The sequence below is a fragment of the Prevotella sp. oral taxon 306 str. F0472 genome (genome assembly GCF_000257925.1).
GTDB classification, from domain to species: domain Bacteria; phylum Bacteroidota; class Bacteroidia; order Bacteroidales; family Bacteroidaceae; genus Prevotella; species Prevotella vespertina.
This window is the reverse complement of record NZ_AJIN01000061.1, coordinates 77,163-92,635: the sequence shown is the minus strand read 5'-3', so window position 1 is coordinate 92,635 and position 15,473 is coordinate 77,163. Positions and strand designations below refer to the sequence as shown.

The following is a 15,473-nucleotide window of genomic DNA, read 5'->3' as shown; positions in this document are numbered from 1 at the left end:
CAGGCTGGAAAGACTGTTATTGTTGCTCGTCCAACTGGTAGGCACCGTGTAGACTTCCGCAACTTTTGCGAACGCATTGCTAAGTCAACAACCTTTAATGCGCAGGAGGTGGCAGCCGTGCTGAATCTTGCAAGTGAAACCGCCCGTGACATCGTAGCCAATGGTGACATTGTGGAGTTTGGCGACATGGGAACGTTGACTCCCTCGTTTAAGAGCAAGGCGGTAGAGACTGTTGAGCAGTTCCGTGCACAGCAGCATATCGAGAAACCTGTTATAAAGTTCCTTGCCTCTGCGAAGTATTTTACACTGAATGATGTTACGTATGAGCAAGTAGCACCAAAGGAGAAGAAAGAAAAGAAGGGAAAGAAAGAGAAAAAGAAAGCAGAAGGAACAGAGCCTTCTGGTCCTGTAACAGAAGGGTGATAAAGGAGTTTTGAGATTCTGCTAAAACAACAAAAAAATTGTTCGCGAAGAAATTCGAAATTCTTCGCGAACAATTTTAATTTTCTTCGCGAAGAATTTTTTGCGTTGCTTAGAGGAACATTGTAGCAGAGAAGAACAAGGCTTTAGGCAGAATGATATAAGAACACATTTCTTATGACAGGTTCTGCTTCTAGATAAACGTGCCACGGGAGCATTTATTAGATTGATTCAGGATATCAATCGTTCTGTAATAAGACAACTCGATTATATTAATTGTGAAATTAATGTCTTTCAAAACTAGTGTATTAATTTGGTTCTCTCGCTCCCTGTGGTATAGCCTCACCCCCAGCCCCTCTCCTACAGAGAGGGGGGCGCCTAACGGGGTGAGGCTTTTGTATAAGATGGAGGAACACGGGTTAAAGCAGAGTAAACAGGTATGGAATACAGGGTAATATAAGAATGTAATATCTGTAGTAACAGGTTCTTAAAAATCAAAAGTCTTATCAATTGTTTGCTTTCGGGTGAAAAGAAAAAGATATTTTTGCATGCTTTTGGCAGAGACATCTCTGTTGAGTGTCTCTAATAAAGCTAAAATAATCTTTCTTCTGTAATACATGATTGCCATATAGTCAGCAAAATTACGAAATATTCTTTTATGCAAGTTCTTGCCAAGAGGATTGTCTCGACTATTTAATCCTCTAAGTATTGGAAAGCCTGTGGAAGATGGTCTATGATGTCACTTGCAACAAGACTCTCTTTGCCAAGTTCTTTAGCGGCAAGGTCGCCAGCAAGACCATGCAAATACATGCCAACCATGCAGGCATTCTGCTGATGATAACCACGTGCAAGAAGGGCGGTAATGATACCTGTTAACACATCACCACTACCTGCTGTTGCCATTCCACTGTTACCAGTTGGATTGAAGAATACGTTTCCGTTGGGTAAGCAAAGTGCACTATTGTGACCTTTTAATATGATGTAAGCCTGCAAAGACTTAGCGAGTTCGCATGTTCGATGTAGACGTTCATAGTCGGCATTAGCGGGTGATCCCGTTAGACGATCAAGCTCTTGTGGATGTGGAGTCATGATGATTCCCTTTGGTAACTGCTGCATCCATGCACGATGACTGGCAAGGATATTCAAGGCATCAGCGTCTGCCACGATAGGACACTGTGCACGTCGAATCTGTGCAATCATCGCTATTGCAGTCGTTTCCTGGCGTCCCAAGCCTGGTCCGATACCTAATGCGTCGAAGCCATCAGTGTCTACTGCTTCAGTGAAAGCGGTCTCTTCATGATCCATTTGAAGTACTGCCTCGGGGACTGCTATCTGCATGATATCATAGTTCTTCTTCGGTGTGATGGTAGTTACCTTACCAACTCCACTACGCAAGCAAGCACGTGTGGCAAGGACTGCCGCACCTGACATTCCATAGCTTCCAGCAACGATAAGAGCATTACCCATGTTACCTTTGTGAGCGAAGTCTTCGCGATGAAGGAGGCGAGAAAGGATGTCATTCTCTTCGAGAACATAGTATTGTGCTTCCGTCTTTTGGATGTATTCGGGACTAAGTCGTATATCGAGAACTTTTAGTTTACCGATAAACTGCTGTGCATCTCCAAATAGGAAAGACAACTTCCGCTCGTGTAGTGTAAGTGTAAGATACGCATGGATGATATTCGCACGTACGTTATAAGTATTGTCCTCAGACATCAGTCCAGATGGCACATCAATACTTACGACCTTCGCAGGACTTTGATTGATGTACTTCACCAAAGATGCAAATCCACCAGCTAAAGGCTTGTTTAATCCTGAACCGAAGAGCCCATCAACAACAAGCATATCGGCTGTAAGCTCTGGAGGGTCAAACTTGGCAGTTACTTCAATGAGGTCTTTTGCATGCTTACCATCAAGCAAACGCTGTCGATTCAGTACACAATCATCAGAGAGATGATTCGTGATATTGAAGAGATAAGTCTTAACTTTATACCCCTCATTTATCAGTAATCGAGCCACTGCAAGGGCGTCTCCACCATTGTTGCCAGGACCAGCAAAGACCACAACAGGCGTGTGAGTGGTCCATTCCTCAGTGATTGCATGAGTGATGGCTTTGGCTGCTCGCTCCATTAAGTCAATCGACTTGATGGGTTCATGCTCTATTGTATATCTGTCCAGTTCGTGTATCTGGGTGCTTGTAAATATCTTCATACTGATGGCAAAATTACAAAATTAATGCTAATCGGATATGTCTGTTTGCTATAAATTTCGTAATTTTGCGGAAAATAAAGATTTATATCATCATGAGTCGTGTAACTATTAAGGATAAAACGTTCGAGACATCCCTTCCTGAAAGAGAGATTCTAGAGAGAGTAAAGCAGGTAGCTAATCGTATTAATAAGGATTTTGAGGGAAAGACTCCGCTCTTTCTTGCGGTATTGAACGGCTCCTTCATGTATGCATCAGACTTAATGAAGAACATCACAATTCCATGTGAGATATCCTTCGTGAAGTTGGCATCTTATCAAGGAACAAGCTCTACTGGAGCCATTAAAGAGGTGATAGGTCTGAACAATGATATTAGTGGTCGTGAGGTTATCATAGTAGAAGATATTGTTGACACAGGTGCTACTATGGAACGAATGCTAGAGACATTGAGAGCCCACAAGCCTGCTGGTCTTCACATCTGTACCTTATTGTTGAAGCCAGGTAAGCTCACAGTCCCATTGAATATAGAGTATGCAGCGTTTGAGATACCTAATGATTTTATTGTAGGTTATGGGCTCGACTATGACCAAGAGGGTCGTAATTTAAGAGATATTTATACGCTTGTAAAAGAATAAAGAATAATGAAGAATATTGTTATTTTTGGTGCGCCTGGTGCTGGAAAGGGTACTCAGAGCGACAAGATGATTGAGAAGTATGGTTTTGAACACATCTCTACTGGGGATGTACTTCGTAATGAAATCAAGAACGGAACAGAGTTAGGTAAGACTGCAAAAGGCTACATTGACAATGGTCAGCTTATACCAGATGAGTTGATGGTAGACATTCTTGCAAGTGTTTATGATAGTTTTGGTAAAGAGCACAAGGGTGTTATCTTTGATGGTTTCCCACGTACAATACCACAAGCGGAAGCACTGAAGAAGATGTTAGCAGAGCGTGGTCATAATGTTGCTGCAATGATTGAGTTGTTCGTACCAGAGGACGAGTTAATGAAGCGTTTGGTACTCCGTGGACAGCAAAGTGGTCGTTCTGATGACAATGAGGAGACAATCAAGAAGCGTCTTAATGTTTACCACACACAGACCTCTCCATTGATTGAATGGTATGAGGGTGAGGGTATTCATCATCATGTAGAAGGCTTAGGTTCTGTTGATGAGATATTCAATAGAATTGCAGAGGTTATAGAACAACTATAATAATAATGCCTCCCCAAGCCCCTCCAAAGGAGGGGATGTTTAAGTTACCACTTGAGGTAATCAGACATCCCCTCCTTTGGAGGGGCTTGGGGAGGCTTCCCTTTAAATATATACAATGGATAGTAACTTCGTAGACTATGTAAAGATTTACTGTCGATCAGGTAAGGGTGGAAGAGGCTCTATGCACCTTCGTCATGTGAAGTATAACCCTAATGGCGGCCCTGATGGTGGTGATGGAGGTAAAGGCGGGAGCGTTTATCTGCGTGGTAACCATAACTATTGGACATTGCTTCACTTGAAGTATCAGCGTCATGTCTACGCCGAACATGGAGGCAATGGAGGCCGTGATAAGTGCCACGGAACGGATGGTAAGGATGTTTATATTGATGTCCCATGTGGTACTGTGGTATATGATGCCGAGACAGGAAAGTATGTCTGCGATGTTATGCACGATGGGCAGACGGTGATGTTATTGAAAGGTGGACGAGGAGGATTGGGCAATTTCCAATTCAGAACATCGACAAACCAGGCTCCACGTTACGCCCAACCGGGTGAGCCAATGCAGGAGATGACGGTCATACTTGAGCTTAAACTCTTAGCTGATGTGGGACTTGTTGGATTCCCCAATGCCGGTAAGTCAACCTTGTTATCATCGCTTTCAAGTGCGAAACCAAAGATTGCCAATTACCCTTTCACTACAATGGAACCCTCGTTGGGCATTGTTAGCTATCGTGATAATCAGAGTTTCGTGATGGCTGATATACCGGGTATTATCGAGGGAGCTAGCGAAGGAAAGGGACTCGGTTTGCGCTTCCTTCGTCATATTGAGCGCAACTCTCTCTTGCTCTTTATGGTACCTGGTGATACGGATGATATCAAGAAGGAATATGAGATTCTACTCAATGAACTAAGGCAATTCAACCCTGAGATGCTCGATAAACATCGTGTCTTGGCGGTTACGAAGTGCGATTTACTAGACGAGGAACTCATCGAAATGCTCAAAGAAACATTACCCGATGACCTCCCTGTAGTATTCATTTCGGCTGTAACTGGTCAAGGAATTGATGATTTAAAGGACGTTCTTTGGAAGGAACTAAACGCTGAAAGCAATAAGTTGCAAGACATAACTTCAGAGGACACACTCGTTCATCGCGATAAAGATATGAGTCGTTTCGCTGCGGAATTGGCTGCTGAAGATGCCGACATCGACGATGTTGAGGAGGTTGGTATTGATGAATTGGATGAGGTGGAAGACCTTGATGACTTTGAATATACCAATGATTAAGCCCGTATTACACTATTATGACATTGCCAAAGGGGTTGTTGCTTTCAGCACAACTCGGCATGGTGGTGTCAGCAAGGGACAACTTGCCACGCTGAACATCAACCCTCATCGTGGGGATGATCCTACTGCCGTTGCCACAAACTTACAAGCTGTAGCAACCGAGATAGGGGTTGAGGCGGATAGATTTGTGCGCCTTCATCAGATACACGAAACCCATTGTCTGATCGTAACAAGCGAGTTCTTCCAATTATCAAAGGCTCAACAAGCAGAAAAGGAAGAGGGGAAAGATGCCGTCATTACCGATTGTTGTAATGTTTGCATTGGTGTACACACTGCCGATTGCGTCCCTGTTCTCTTCTATGACCCCACTCATCACGCCATAGGAGCAGCCCATGCAGGGTGGAGAGGGACGGTGCAGCGTATTGCACAACACACCTTGAAGCACATGATGGAGCAATATGATACGAAGCCAGCAGAGCTTAAAGTAGTTATTGGACCCTGCATATCTGAGAAGAACTTTGAGGTAGGGCAGGAGGTATATGACGCCTTCGCCACGGCGAACTTCCCTATGGATCGTATTGCAAAGAGGCACGAGAAGTGGCATATAGACCTCCCTCTTTGCAACCAACTACAGCTTGAAGAGATGGGAGTTCCAGCCTCGAACATCCTTCAATCAGCTATTTGTACCTACGACAATGCCGATGACTTCTTCTCGGCACGAATCCTCAAAGAGGGTTTCGGAACCATTTATACGGGTATAGCTCTGCGTTAGTTTCTTCACTTCTAAATACTTAACAGGAATGAGAAAAATAGTCTTTATCTTCGTAATCAGTGCCTTGCTATTGTCCTGTACAGATAACCGTCAAGGACAATTAAGCAAGGTCTTATTCCTATTGAATTGGTCGGGTGGCTTCGATGACTATACACTAACGAAGACAGCAAGGTGCTCTTACAATTATGATAGCCTGTTGGCTAAGGTCGACACAGCCTTTATGAAGCGTAGAAAGGCAGTTCCCTGTCCGCGTGTTCAAGACTTGTTAGACAGCCTTTGCACCGATTCTCAACTCCTAACTTATACCCATCATCGTTATTCGCCCGTTGTTCGTCTCTCCGCATTGGACGCCTTGATAAGACGAAAGAACCCTCATGTGGAGCAGGTTTTATTGCAAACTTACAATGACACAACCATGATTAGTGTTGGTGGAGACGATTATTTCTGGGAGGAGGCAGTAGGGAGTATAGCCCTCCGACACGTGCAGCAAAGTCGTAAGAAAGGTGTAATTACGCTGCGCGACTCGCTGTATAACGATTCATTAGCACTATCCCAACCCATGTTAGCAACGTTCCGTTATATCAAACAACTACATTCTTCCCATTTGAAATAACGCCTAACATCCGTATTGCTGACATACTCTAATCACGGAACATACGGATGAGATAACTCCATCCGATCTACCCCAAAGGGGAAAGGAAGAGCCTCACTCTCCAACCTCTCACCGAATGGGGAGGGGAGTGAAGATTGCGGCTTGCAAATGAAGAGAGGCTTTCTTCACATCAAAGAAAGCCTCCCTTTACATCAAAGAAACGCCTTCTTGCATTGCAAGAGAGCCCCTCTTGATGGGCTACTTATGGTCACATCTGTATTACCTTACTTCTCTTTATCTCATTAAAGTATGTTGGATGTAACTGATAGATAGCCTTGCAAGTTAAGACTAAGTATGTCCGTCTCACACATCCTAGTATCAGTACGTTTCATTAGAACCGCTGGGTCGTGGTTTTATACACGTTTGTATAATTGGTTATACACGTTTGTAGAACTCGTTATACACGTCTGTATAATTCGTTCTACACGCTTGTATAATCCAAAAGAGTAACGCTCTGAAGGGTGCAAGAGATACTTATGAGAGGCGATGGGAGATACTTAAAGGGATGTGCGGAGGGTGGTTTACACCTCGACACATCCCTTTAATCATGTTGAAAGTAAGGTTTGTTATGCGCTAAGCCGACTTATGCTATCAGCCATTTGTCTATACATCTCTTCTCAAGCGAGAAGTTAACACCAATCTTGAAGAGCTGTCGCTTGTCCATTGCAAAGGGTTGAGCATAACCTTTCTCATCGATTTGCTGCAGTGCAACATCAGCCGAACCATCAAGTTTGAACTCAACGATATAGACGTAATCGTTCGTCTCAATCGTCAAGTCCATACGCCCATTACTGGTCGTGCGTTCCACCTTTGTATAGAATCCCATCATCTTTGCTATAAGATAGAAAGCGTTTTGGAAGTATAGTTCCGAGTTCCCCACAATCTTATAGTCGGTATCTGCAAAGAGTGTTGCCATGCGTTGCATGAAGTCTTCTGGACGTCCCGAACGAAGGTCACGCACGAACTCGCCCATTGAAAAAGGCGTCTCTGGATTGCGCAAACCAGTGTAATAAGGCAGCAAGAAACGTGTGAATCCCTCCTCAACTTCCTTATTAGGAAAGCCCAAGCGATACTCTCCGAACTCCTCATCAAAGCTCTTAATGGTGAGGTAACCACTCTGATAAAGGACGGGAATAGGGTTGTTTGAAGCCGTATCAATACAGTTGAGAACATCCGCAGTTGACACCTCCTTCGTCAAGTTGGGCAGCCTGTAATTGTCCTGTTTCAGCAACTCCACGAGGTAAGTGGGTGTACCCGTTTCAAACCAATAACTACCGAATTGGAGTCGTTTGAAGGTATTTAGCAAACTAAAAGGATTATAGATTCCAATGCCATTCTCCACGAAGTGATAGCCATCATATCGTTCTTTTAATCGGCAAAGTGCCTCTTCCACGGATAGTTTATACTTAGTGGCAAGTTGCTTGATCGGCTCTGCGAAAATGGTTTCTAACTCATCTTGCGTAACGCCACAAAGTGCTTGGTACTCCTCATCCATTGATAGATCTTGCAGGTTGTTGAGGTCGCTAAAGACGCTAACCTTGCCGAACTTCGTTACACCAGTGAGTAAGGCGAAACGGATGTAGCGGTCTTGTGACTTCAAAGCACCATAGACCGACTTCAATAAACCACGATAGTCAGCCTGCAACTCATTGTTCCCTATGGCTTGCAAGAGCGGTTTGTCATACTCATCCACTAGGATAACTACCTGCTTACCAGTCTTCTTATAGGCTCGTTCTATCACACCTTCAAAGCGTTGAGAAAGCGTTTTCTCTAATTCATAACGCCCATAGATGCTCTCCCATTGGGTGATAGCAAGCGTCAATCGAAGCTCTAATGCACCTTCAGTCTTGTAATTATCAGTGTTCAAGTCGAGGTGTAGAACAGGATAACTAGCCCATTCCTTCTCCAAAGAGTCAATGGCTAAGCCTGCGAAGAGTTCTTTCTTTCCAGAGAAGTAAGCCTCTAAGGTTGATACGAGAAGACTCTTACCAAAGCGGCGCGGACGGCTTAGGAAGTAGTATTTCCCATCCCTTGTTAAGTTGTAAACCATGTCGGTCTTGTCTACATACAAGAACTTACTTTTCCTTATGTCTTCGAAACTCTGTAATCCAATCGGGTACTTCATCTTCTGCCTCCTTACTCTTTTTATAATGCTAAAAGGACTTGCCTAAGTCGCAGAGAAAAGCTAATTACTTGTGGCGATTGGCTCTTTGCTGGCGGTACTTAGCCTTTTGCTTAGCACTGCCAGAGCCGTGCGCACCAGTAATATACTTCTTCTTCTTGGCTTTAGTCTTTACTTTCCCATCATCATTCTTGGGCTTTGATGCACCTCGGAAGACCATTCCTCCTTCTATAATATCATCTATCTCGCTCATACAAAATCGGTTTAATGATGGAATAAACGTACTCCTGTGAATGCCATTGCGATACCATATTTATCGCAAGTATCGATGACATGGTCGTCACGAATGCTGCCACCAGCCTGTGCAATATACTCCACTCCACTCTTGTGGGCACGTTCGATGTTGTCACCGAAGGGGAAGAAGGCATCCGAACCGAGTGCTACTCCTGTGTTCTTAGCAATCCATTCCTTGCGTTCCTCACGTGTGAGAGGCTCTGGGCGAGTGGTGAAGAACTGTTGCCAAACCCCTTCTTGCAATACGTCCTCATACTCATCTGAGATGTAAACATTGATGGTGTTATCACGATCGGCACGACGAATACCCTCCTTGAAAGGTAGGTTCATTACCTTTGGACATTGACGCAACCACCACTCATCAGCCTTATTACCAGCCAAACGAGTGCAGTGAATACGACTTTGCTGACCGGCTCCGATACCGATAGCCTGCCCATCCTTCACATAGCAAACAGAGTTACTTTGTGTGTACTTCAGTGTGATGAGCGAGATAATAAGGTCGCGTTTTGCCTCTTCGGTGAACGTTTTATTCTTTGTAGGGATATTCTCGAAGAGCGCAGGATCATCTAGTTTCACCTCGTTCCTGCCCTGTTCAAAGGTAATGCCAAACACTTGCTTGTGCTCGATTGGGGCTGGGGTGTAATTCGGATCAATCTTTATAACGTTGTAACCACCCTTGCGTTTCGCCTTGAGAATGTCTAGTGCTTCAGGTGTAAAGTCAGGTGCAATCACACCATCACTCACCTCACGTTTGATGAGCAAAGCCGTTTCCTTGTCACAAGTATCACTAAGTGCACAGAAGTCGCCATACGAACACATACGGTCGGCGCCACGTGCTCTTGCGTATGCACTAGCCAATGGTGTCAACTCGAAGTCGACGTCATCAACGAAGTAAATCTTCTTTAGTGTGTCACTAAGAGGCAGTCCTACGGCAGCACCAGCAGGGCTAACATGTTTGAACGAAGCTGCTGCAGGCAGTCCAGTAGCAGCCTTTAATTCCTTAACGAGTTGCCAACTATTAAGCGCATCAAGGAAGTTTATGTATCCTGGACGCCCACTAAGAACAGTGATAGGGAGTTCGCCTTCCTCCATATAAATACGTGAAGGCGTTTGGTTCGGATTGCATCCGTACTTAAGAGCTAATTCTTTCATATAACTTATGTGGTATATGTGATTGGTGCTACAAAGGTAGCGAAAAATAATTGAAAAGCCCTTTCTCCTTCGTTGTTATTCGATAAAAATCACTGCTATGCTTTGTTCCTTTTATAGAAAAATAGTAATTTTACAGCCGTAAATAACAGTATTAACAGATGGAGAATAGGGATGTTAGCGTTGCTTCTGATGACTTCTTTAACGTCTCTAACTCCTTTTTAAATCTTAAAGACATGCACGCATTACACACAGACAAGGCTCCTGCAGCCGTTGGACCTTACAGTCAGGCAATCGAGGCCAATGGTTTCATCTTTGCATCTGGTCAGCTTCCTATCGATCCAGCTACCAACGCTTTCGCAGAAGGAGGTGTGAAGGAACAGACTCGCCAATCAATTACTAATGCACAAAACGTACTGGCGTCAGCTGGTGTTGACCTATCTCATGTTGTGAAGACAACCGTTTTCCTTTCTGATATGGATAACTTTGCAGCGATGAACGAGGTATATGCCGAGTTCTTCAAAGAGCCTTATCCAGCACGTTCGGCAGTAGCTGTTAAAACCTTACCAAAGGGTGCCTTGGTGGAAGTTGAGTGTATTGCTGTAAAGTAAAGACAGCCTCTCCCCCAACCATCTACAGCCTCTCCCCCGCCCCCTCTCCGAATGGAGAGGGGAGTAAAAACCTTTGTTTGCAAACAAAGGGGGCGTCTCGTTGGTGTAAGGAAAGGCTCTCTTGGCTAGGACGAAACGCCCTTCTCAAATGGAGAAGGGCGTTTCTTTCTTTTTGCCCTTTCGTTATTACGATTCGTGTTACTATGTTCCTCTGTCTTAATAATATGTCATTCAAACAATATGTCGTTATGTCATTTTGTCTTTAAAACAAGTTCCTCTGTCTTTAAAGTATGTCATTCAAACAATATGTTCTTATGTTATCATGTCTTTAAAACAAGTTCCTCTGTGAGAGACAACTAATCTATAAAAAAGCATAAAAGACCCGAATTATATCCAACTAGATTTTGTTTTCTACATAATTATATGTACCTTTGCACGCCGTATCAACTTAGGATAACGGGAAAAGCTATTATTTTTAGGAGGAACTAATAGATCATTAAAGGAGGAAATAATAATTATTCATGAGACAACTTAAGATTTCTAAGAGTATCACGAACCGTTCCAGCGAGGCTTTAGACAAGTATCTTGTTGAGATAGGACGTGAGCCGATGATTACAGTTGATGAGGAGATTGAACTCGCACAAGAGATTCATAAGGGTGGACGAAAGGGCGAACGCGCAAAGGAGAAGCTGATAAAAGCCAACCTTAGGTTCGTTGTTTCTGTGGCAAAGCAGTATCAGCACCAAGGTCTCTCACTAACCGATCTTATCGACGAGGGCAATATTGGTTTGGTAAAAGCAGCCGAGAAGTTCGATGAAACTCGTGGTTTTAAGTTCATTTCATACGCTGTGTGGTGGATTCGTCAGAGCATTCTGCAAGCCATCGCAGAGCAGAGTCGTATTGTGCGATTGCCTCTTAACCAGGTTGGTGCTATATCAAAAATCAACCAGGTAACGAATGAGTTTGTGCAGAAACACAATCGTCGTCCCTCAATCCATGAGCTTGCTGAGCTTACAGGTATTGATGAGGCACGTATTCGTCAGAGCCAGAGTGCGGACAACCATCACATGAGTATTGATGCACCATTTAGTGATGACGATGATAACTCCATGAGTGATATGCTCTCTTCTGGTGATGATTCTCGTACGGATAAGGGCGTTGATTTTGAGTCAATGTCAGATGATTTGCGTGCCGTTCTACAGAATACTCTGAAGGACAGAGAGATTAAGATCGTTACAGAATGCTTCGGTATCGGTTGTCAGGAGAAGGGTTTAGAGGAGATAGGAACCGAGATGGGACTTACTCGTGAGCGTGTTCGTCAGATTCGAGAGAAGGCTATTGAGAAGATACGTGAGAGTGGTAATGCCCGTGTGTTGATGAAGTATCTAGGTTAAAGAAGCGTTCCCTCGCAATGAGGAGACAGCTATAAGAAAAAGAGAAAAGCCCTACAACGATTGTTGTAGGGCTTTTTTAGTTGTTGATAAAAGGAGTTTATCTTTTCCCCAATACTCCTATTTGATTTTGAGGAGGGCAAATGTTGTTGATGAAAGATTAATTACCAGAGGGCAACCTTACCAATCGTCCCCATGTCTAGAGATACTGGTATATTCATTGCCTTAAATACTTTTGCAAGTGTACTAAACGTTATGCTTTTGCCTTTCTCTAGTCTGGAGATTTGTGCCTTTTGCACACCTACGCGATGACCAAGCTCTTCTTGCGTTAGATTTTGAGCTTTTCTAGCTATTTTGATAGCCTCTCCAATCTTATACGCCTGCACTGCCTCTGCTACATCTTTCTCAAATGCATCTCGTTCTGGAGTGCCTTTTTTGCCTAATAACTCGTCTTGTACTATATCAAAGTCTTTTAGTTTCATCATCTTGTCTTTGTTTTCTTATTATTAAAATATTCCTGTCTTAGTCTCTCTGCCTTGATTATTTCTTTAAGAGGAGTCTTTTGTGTCTTTTTTATAATACCATGAGTTGCAATAATTAAAGTCTCTTCTTCTTTATCCCAAAAGGCGAATAAGCGATAAGCGAGTTTGTTATATAGTGTTCGAAACTCCCATATCTCTGAGTTTTCTAACTTCTTGAAGAGCTCTTTATTACGTTCTCCTTCTTGGATACGGCGTATGTTATACATCATTTTCCGCCTTGCCATAACAGGGAGTGAATATAGAAACTCTTCTGCTTCTTGTGATAAAAAGAGTTTGAAATAATCGTTCATATTCAGGTTATTTGATGCTACAAAGATAATAAAAGTTTCTTATATAGGAAACTTATAATGGTCTTTTTTATAAAAGGAAGGCAAATGTTGTTGATGAGAATATTAAGTTTTCCATGCTTTTTGTTTACCAGTTGATAGCATTCCGATGTTTTGGAAGGTTATACCATGTGGCATTTCAGCACGTGAGAGTTGGGGTTTAAGCCATGTGAGGAGTTCTTCTTCTGTCAAGGATGAGGGTGAGGAACATTCAACTTCAGCCTGTATTATATTACCAAAGAGTGGATGAGGAACGGCAAAGACACGCACTGCAATGATGGAAGGGTGGGCAAGTAGCACCTGTTCTATGTGTTCTGGGTGGACGTTCTCACCCCCACATACCACCATTCGGTCGGTTCTACCTCGATGAAAATAGTACCCATCGAGATTCTGAAAGACCAAGTCTCCTGTGCTTTGCCATTGGTTCTTACGTCCAGCCATAGCCCAACTCGAACGCACCCATAGTTCACCCACATGCTCCTCGTTGGCTTCCTTCATCTTACACCTTACTCCCCATATCGCTTTCCCAAGCGTTGTTTCGTCGAAAGCAGCAAGGTCTTGCGGAGTAGCAAGTAAGAAGAAGCCCGCTTCAGAAGTGCCATAGAGATTGTAAAGAACATCCCCCAGTTGTTGATGAGTAGTTTCGATGAGCTGCTTTGGAAGTCGGTCACCTCCACAGATGAGGCATTTCAAACTCTTCATTTGTGCTTTTGCACCTTCTATCTGCCATAGTCTTGAAAGCATAGCAGGCACGATGGGCATTACTTCAATGTGTTCGTTCTGGATAATGGATAGTGTTTCTTGCACGAGGAAACGCCTTTGTAGACAGATCTTCTTACCCATTAAGAGTGAAACAATAAGTGTGGCAAGTCCGAAACCATGATAGAAAGGTAAAGAGATGAGCACACTTTCATAGCGATAAATCCCTATTTTGTGGAGCAGGGCGATGAGAGGAGGGAGGAAGGACATGATGGCTGGACGTCGAGCCACAGCCTTGTAATTACCACTCGAACCGCCCGTATGAATGATAATCTTTGTTCCTTGGAACATACGAGAGAGCTTCATTTTGCATTTCTTGTAGTCCCTATATATAATAAGCTGGTGTAGTTCCTCTGTTGTTACAGCTTTACAAGTTATTAGTTGAGGCTTTTCTATCAGCTCTTTATCATATAGAAAGAGTTGATAATGATGTTTTCTCAGATATTCTAAAAGCTGATCTTGTGGCATGTCAGTGTTCAACAAAGTGATATGAGCACCTATTCGGGAGAGAGCAGGGAGCAGTAAGGACAGGATGAGGCTGTTACGTCCTAAGAGAGCAACGTTCATCTTGGGGCGTAGTTGGTATTGTGTATAGAGCAGTTGAGCCAGTTTTTGTGCTTTCTCGTATGTTTCTTGATATGTTAGAGAACCTTCTTCATCCTTTATCGCACAGCGATTCGGATAGAAGTGAGCGGCGAAACGGAGCAGAGCCATCAAACTCATTCCTTCTGAAAGCAAGTATTTTGCCCAGTAGAATAATCCTTTTGGCGAAAGAATATGTAGTCGATAAAGGATGAGAAGGAGGTTTCCTAATGTTTTAATCTTCATAGTTTCTGATAGAAAAGACGGATTATAGGAGCAATGAAACGTGCAATGGGAATAGAGAGAGTAGCCCACCAGGGTTGGTAACGATACTTCTTTCCTATGCAGAGGCGCAAGAGAATCTGAGCAGCATTGGCTGGATTGTAAGCTGGAAGATTACGATATTGCCTGTTAACATCCGACATCTGTGTATGAACCAAGGGCAGGTAAGCCACATGAACGCGCACCCCTAACTTCTTTAACTCTATCCTTGCCGTGTCAAGCCATGCGTTGGCGGCAGCTTTGGAGGCGTGATAAGCCGACCAACCCGGTGCCATTGGATAAAGAGAACTTACGGAGGATGAGTAAACGATATGCCCTTTATTTGTTTGCAAGGCAGGTAATAGTGCGAGTGATAACGCCACAAAGGATCGATAATTGAGGTCCATTGTGCGGTCATAGTCGTGCAATCGGTCTATTGCCAGTGCGATATTGCGATGAATGGATTTGCCTGCATTGCAGAAAAGATAGTCCACTTGTGGCATATCCTTGCGTAGTCTTTGACAGAGACGGTTGAGTTGCGCCCTATCACGGAGGTCTATCGCACAATAATCCGCATGGCACCCTTGTTCCTTAGCTTTCGTACAGAGCATTTGTAACTCCGCTTCACTGCGTGCAATAAGAAAGATGTTTGCGCCCGAAGATATTAATTCCTCTGTCAGAGCACGCCCTATCCCGTGGGATGCACCCGTAACGATTGCCCACTTCCCACGCATTTCCTTTGCCACTACTTGGCGTTTTAAATGGATGGGCGGATAAGCTATTGCAGTGCTGATAGCCATTAACTTACTTTTGATAGATGCTCTCATGGGTGCATTCTTCTCTATTCGTCTCTAAGAACCAACGCTGTTCTGTATAAGAATGATT

16 protein-coding genes are annotated in these 15,473 nt (G+C 43.6%); 8 read left to right on the top strand and 8 right to left on the bottom strand.

Going from position 1 to position 15,473, the window contains the following annotated elements; genetic code table 11:
* Positions 1–423 (top strand): histone-like DNA-binding protein (locus HMPREF9969_RS13060; RefSeq protein ID WP_009435644.1); only part of this gene is annotated, 423 nt, incomplete at its 5' end.
* Positions 424–1,113: 690 nt separating this feature from the next.
* Here the strand turns inward: HMPREF9969_RS13060 and HMPREF9969_RS09675 are convergent.
* Positions 1,114–2,631: an NAD(P)H-hydrate dehydratase gene (locus tag HMPREF9969_RS09675; protein WP_009435613.1), complete on the bottom strand. Its 1,518-nt coding sequence runs from the start codon at positions 2,629–2,631 to the stop codon at positions 1,114–1,116.
* A gap of 92 nt (positions 2,632–2,723) precedes the next feature.
* Here HMPREF9969_RS09675 and hpt point away from each other — a divergent pair, with 92 nt between their 5' ends.
* The 5 genes from hpt (at position 2,724) to HMPREF9969_RS09650 (ending at position 6,512) form a co-directional block, all read left to right on the top strand.
* Positions 2,724–3,263 (top strand): hypoxanthine phosphoribosyltransferase, encoded by a 540-nt coding sequence (gene hpt, locus HMPREF9969_RS09670; RefSeq protein ID WP_009435608.1) that lies wholly within the window; start codon positions 2,724–2,726, stop codon positions 3,261–3,263.
* A 6-nt stretch (positions 3,264–3,269) separates the two neighbouring features.
* On the top strand, positions 3,270–3,842 hold the full coding sequence (locus HMPREF9969_RS09665) for an adenylate kinase (RefSeq protein ID WP_009435649.1): 573 nt from the start codon (positions 3,270–3,272) through the stop codon (positions 3,840–3,842).
* Between the two features lie 115 nt (positions 3,843–3,957).
* Entirely contained in the window at positions 3,958–5,127 is a 1,170-nt protein-coding gene (gene obgE, locus HMPREF9969_RS09660) for a GTPase ObgE (RefSeq protein ID WP_009435576.1), read from the top strand.
* The gene (gene pgeF / locus HMPREF9969_RS09655; RefSeq protein ID WP_009435650.1) at positions 5,120–5,899 is read left to right on the top strand and encodes a peptidoglycan editing factor PgeF; all 780 of its coding nucleotides are present in this window, start codon (positions 5,120–5,122) and stop codon (positions 5,897–5,899) included. Before obgE ends, pgeF begins: the two co-directional genes overlap by 8 nt.
* A gap of 28 nt (positions 5,900–5,927) precedes the next feature.
* Complete coding sequence (locus tag HMPREF9969_RS09650) at positions 5,928–6,512, top strand: hypothetical protein (protein WP_009435620.1); 585 nt, start codon at positions 5,928–5,930, stop codon at positions 6,510–6,512.
* A 622-nt stretch (positions 6,513–7,134) separates the two neighbouring features.
* Here the strand turns inward: HMPREF9969_RS09650 and HMPREF9969_RS09645 are convergent.
* From HMPREF9969_RS09645 to HMPREF9969_RS09635, 3 genes are all read right to left on the bottom strand, one after another.
* Positions 7,135–8,676, bottom strand: a complete 1,542-nt coding sequence (locus tag HMPREF9969_RS09645) for an ATP-binding protein (RefSeq protein WP_009435588.1) — start codon at positions 8,674–8,676, stop codon at positions 7,135–7,137.
* A 64-nt stretch (positions 8,677–8,740) separates the two neighbouring features.
* A complete protein-coding gene (locus HMPREF9969_RS09640; RefSeq protein ID WP_004383746.1) occupies positions 8,741–8,926 on the bottom strand; it encodes a hypothetical protein in 186 nt (61 codons plus the stop codon).
* 11 nt (positions 8,927–8,937) lie between these two features.
* The gene (locus tag HMPREF9969_RS09635) at positions 8,938–10,167 is read right to left on the bottom strand and encodes a phosphoribosylaminoimidazolecarboxamide formyltransferase (RefSeq protein ID WP_083835320.1); all 1,230 of its coding nucleotides are present in this window, start codon (positions 10,165–10,167) and stop codon (positions 8,938–8,940) included.
* 185 nt (positions 10,168–10,352) lie between these two features.
* On the opposite strand from HMPREF9969_RS09635, the gene HMPREF9969_RS09630 reads away from it, so the two are divergent.
* On the top strand, positions 10,353–10,727 hold the full coding sequence (locus HMPREF9969_RS09630) for a RidA family protein (RefSeq protein ID WP_024985778.1): 375 nt from the start codon (positions 10,353–10,355) through the stop codon (positions 10,725–10,727).
* Between the two features lie 521 nt (positions 10,728–11,248).
* Positions 11,249–12,121 carry an RNA polymerase sigma factor RpoD/SigA gene (locus tag HMPREF9969_RS09625; RefSeq protein WP_009435604.1) on the top strand — a complete coding sequence of 291 codons (873 nt, stop codon included), beginning with the start codon at positions 11,249–11,251 and terminating at the stop codon, positions 12,119–12,121.
* Positions 12,122–12,282: 161 nt separating this feature from the next.
* Here the strand turns inward: HMPREF9969_RS09625 and HMPREF9969_RS09620 are convergent, their stop codons facing one another.
* The 4 genes from HMPREF9969_RS09620 to HMPREF9969_RS09605 all read right to left on the bottom strand — a co-directional run bounded on the left by HMPREF9969_RS09620 (position 12,283) and on the right by HMPREF9969_RS09605 (position 15,415).
* Positions 12,283–12,603: a helix-turn-helix domain-containing protein gene (locus tag HMPREF9969_RS09620; RefSeq protein WP_009435623.1), complete on the bottom strand. Its 321-nt coding sequence runs from the start codon at positions 12,601–12,603 to the stop codon at positions 12,283–12,285.
* Positions 12,600–12,950 carry a type II toxin-antitoxin system RelE/ParE family toxin gene (locus tag HMPREF9969_RS09615; protein WP_009435570.1) on the bottom strand — a complete coding sequence of 117 codons (351 nt, stop codon included), beginning with the start codon at positions 12,948–12,950 and terminating at the stop codon, positions 12,600–12,602. The genes HMPREF9969_RS09620 and HMPREF9969_RS09615 overlap by 4 nt, the downstream gene beginning before the upstream one ends.
* A 102-nt stretch (positions 12,951–13,052) precedes the next feature.
* Positions 13,053–14,573 (bottom strand): class I adenylate-forming enzyme family protein, encoded by a 1,521-nt coding sequence (locus tag HMPREF9969_RS09610; RefSeq protein ID WP_009435607.1) that lies wholly within the window; start codon positions 14,571–14,573, stop codon positions 13,053–13,055.
* Positions 14,570–15,415, bottom strand: a complete 846-nt coding sequence (locus HMPREF9969_RS09605) for an SDR family NAD(P)-dependent oxidoreductase (protein WP_083835319.1) — start codon at positions 15,413–15,415, stop codon at positions 14,570–14,572. The genes HMPREF9969_RS09610 and HMPREF9969_RS09605 overlap by 4 nt, the downstream gene beginning before the upstream one ends.
* Positions 15,416–15,473 lie beyond the last annotated feature (58 nt).

Coding starts and splice junctions, on each gene's coding strand:
- HMPREF9969_RS09605 (WP_083835319.1), bottom strand. CDS start 15,415: ATGAGAGCATCTATCAAAAGTAAGTTAATGGCTATCAGCACTGCAATA.
- hpt (WP_009435608.1), top strand. CDS start 2,724: ATGAGTCGTGTAACTATTAAGGATAAAACGTTCGAGACATCCCTTCCT.
- HMPREF9969_RS09615 (WP_009435570.1), bottom strand. CDS start 12,950: ATGAACGATTATTTCAAACTCTTTTTATCACAAGAAGCAGAAGAGTTT.
- HMPREF9969_RS09640 (WP_004383746.1), bottom strand. CDS start 8,926: ATGAGCGAGATAGATGATATTATAGAAGGAGGAATGGTCTTCCGAGGT.
- HMPREF9969_RS09625 (WP_009435604.1), top strand. CDS start 11,249: ATGAGACAACTTAAGATTTCTAAGAGTATCACGAACCGTTCCAGCGAG.
- pgeF (WP_009435650.1), top strand. CDS start 5,120: ATGATTAAGCCCGTATTACACTATTATGACATTGCCAAAGGGGTTGTT.
- HMPREF9969_RS09610 (WP_009435607.1), bottom strand. CDS start 14,573: ATGAAGATTAAAACATTAGGAAACCTCCTTCTCATCCTTTATCGACTA.
- HMPREF9969_RS09650 (WP_009435620.1), top strand. CDS start 5,928: ATGAGAAAAATAGTCTTTATCTTCGTAATCAGTGCCTTGCTATTGTCC.
- HMPREF9969_RS09630 (WP_024985778.1), top strand. CDS start 10,353: ATGCACGCATTACACACAGACAAGGCTCCTGCAGCCGTTGGACCTTAC.
- HMPREF9969_RS09665 (WP_009435649.1), top strand. CDS start 3,270: ATGAAGAATATTGTTATTTTTGGTGCGCCTGGTGCTGGAAAGGGTACT.
- obgE (WP_009435576.1), top strand. CDS start 3,958: ATGGATAGTAACTTCGTAGACTATGTAAAGATTTACTGTCGATCAGGT.
- HMPREF9969_RS09645 (WP_009435588.1), bottom strand. CDS start 8,676: ATGAAGTACCCGATTGGATTACAGAGTTTCGAAGACATAAGGAAAAGT.
- HMPREF9969_RS09620 (WP_009435623.1), bottom strand. CDS start 12,603: ATGATGAAACTAAAAGACTTTGATATAGTACAAGACGAGTTATTAGGC.
- HMPREF9969_RS09675 (WP_009435613.1), bottom strand. CDS start 2,631: ATGAAGATATTTACAAGCACCCAGATACACGAACTGGACAGATATACA.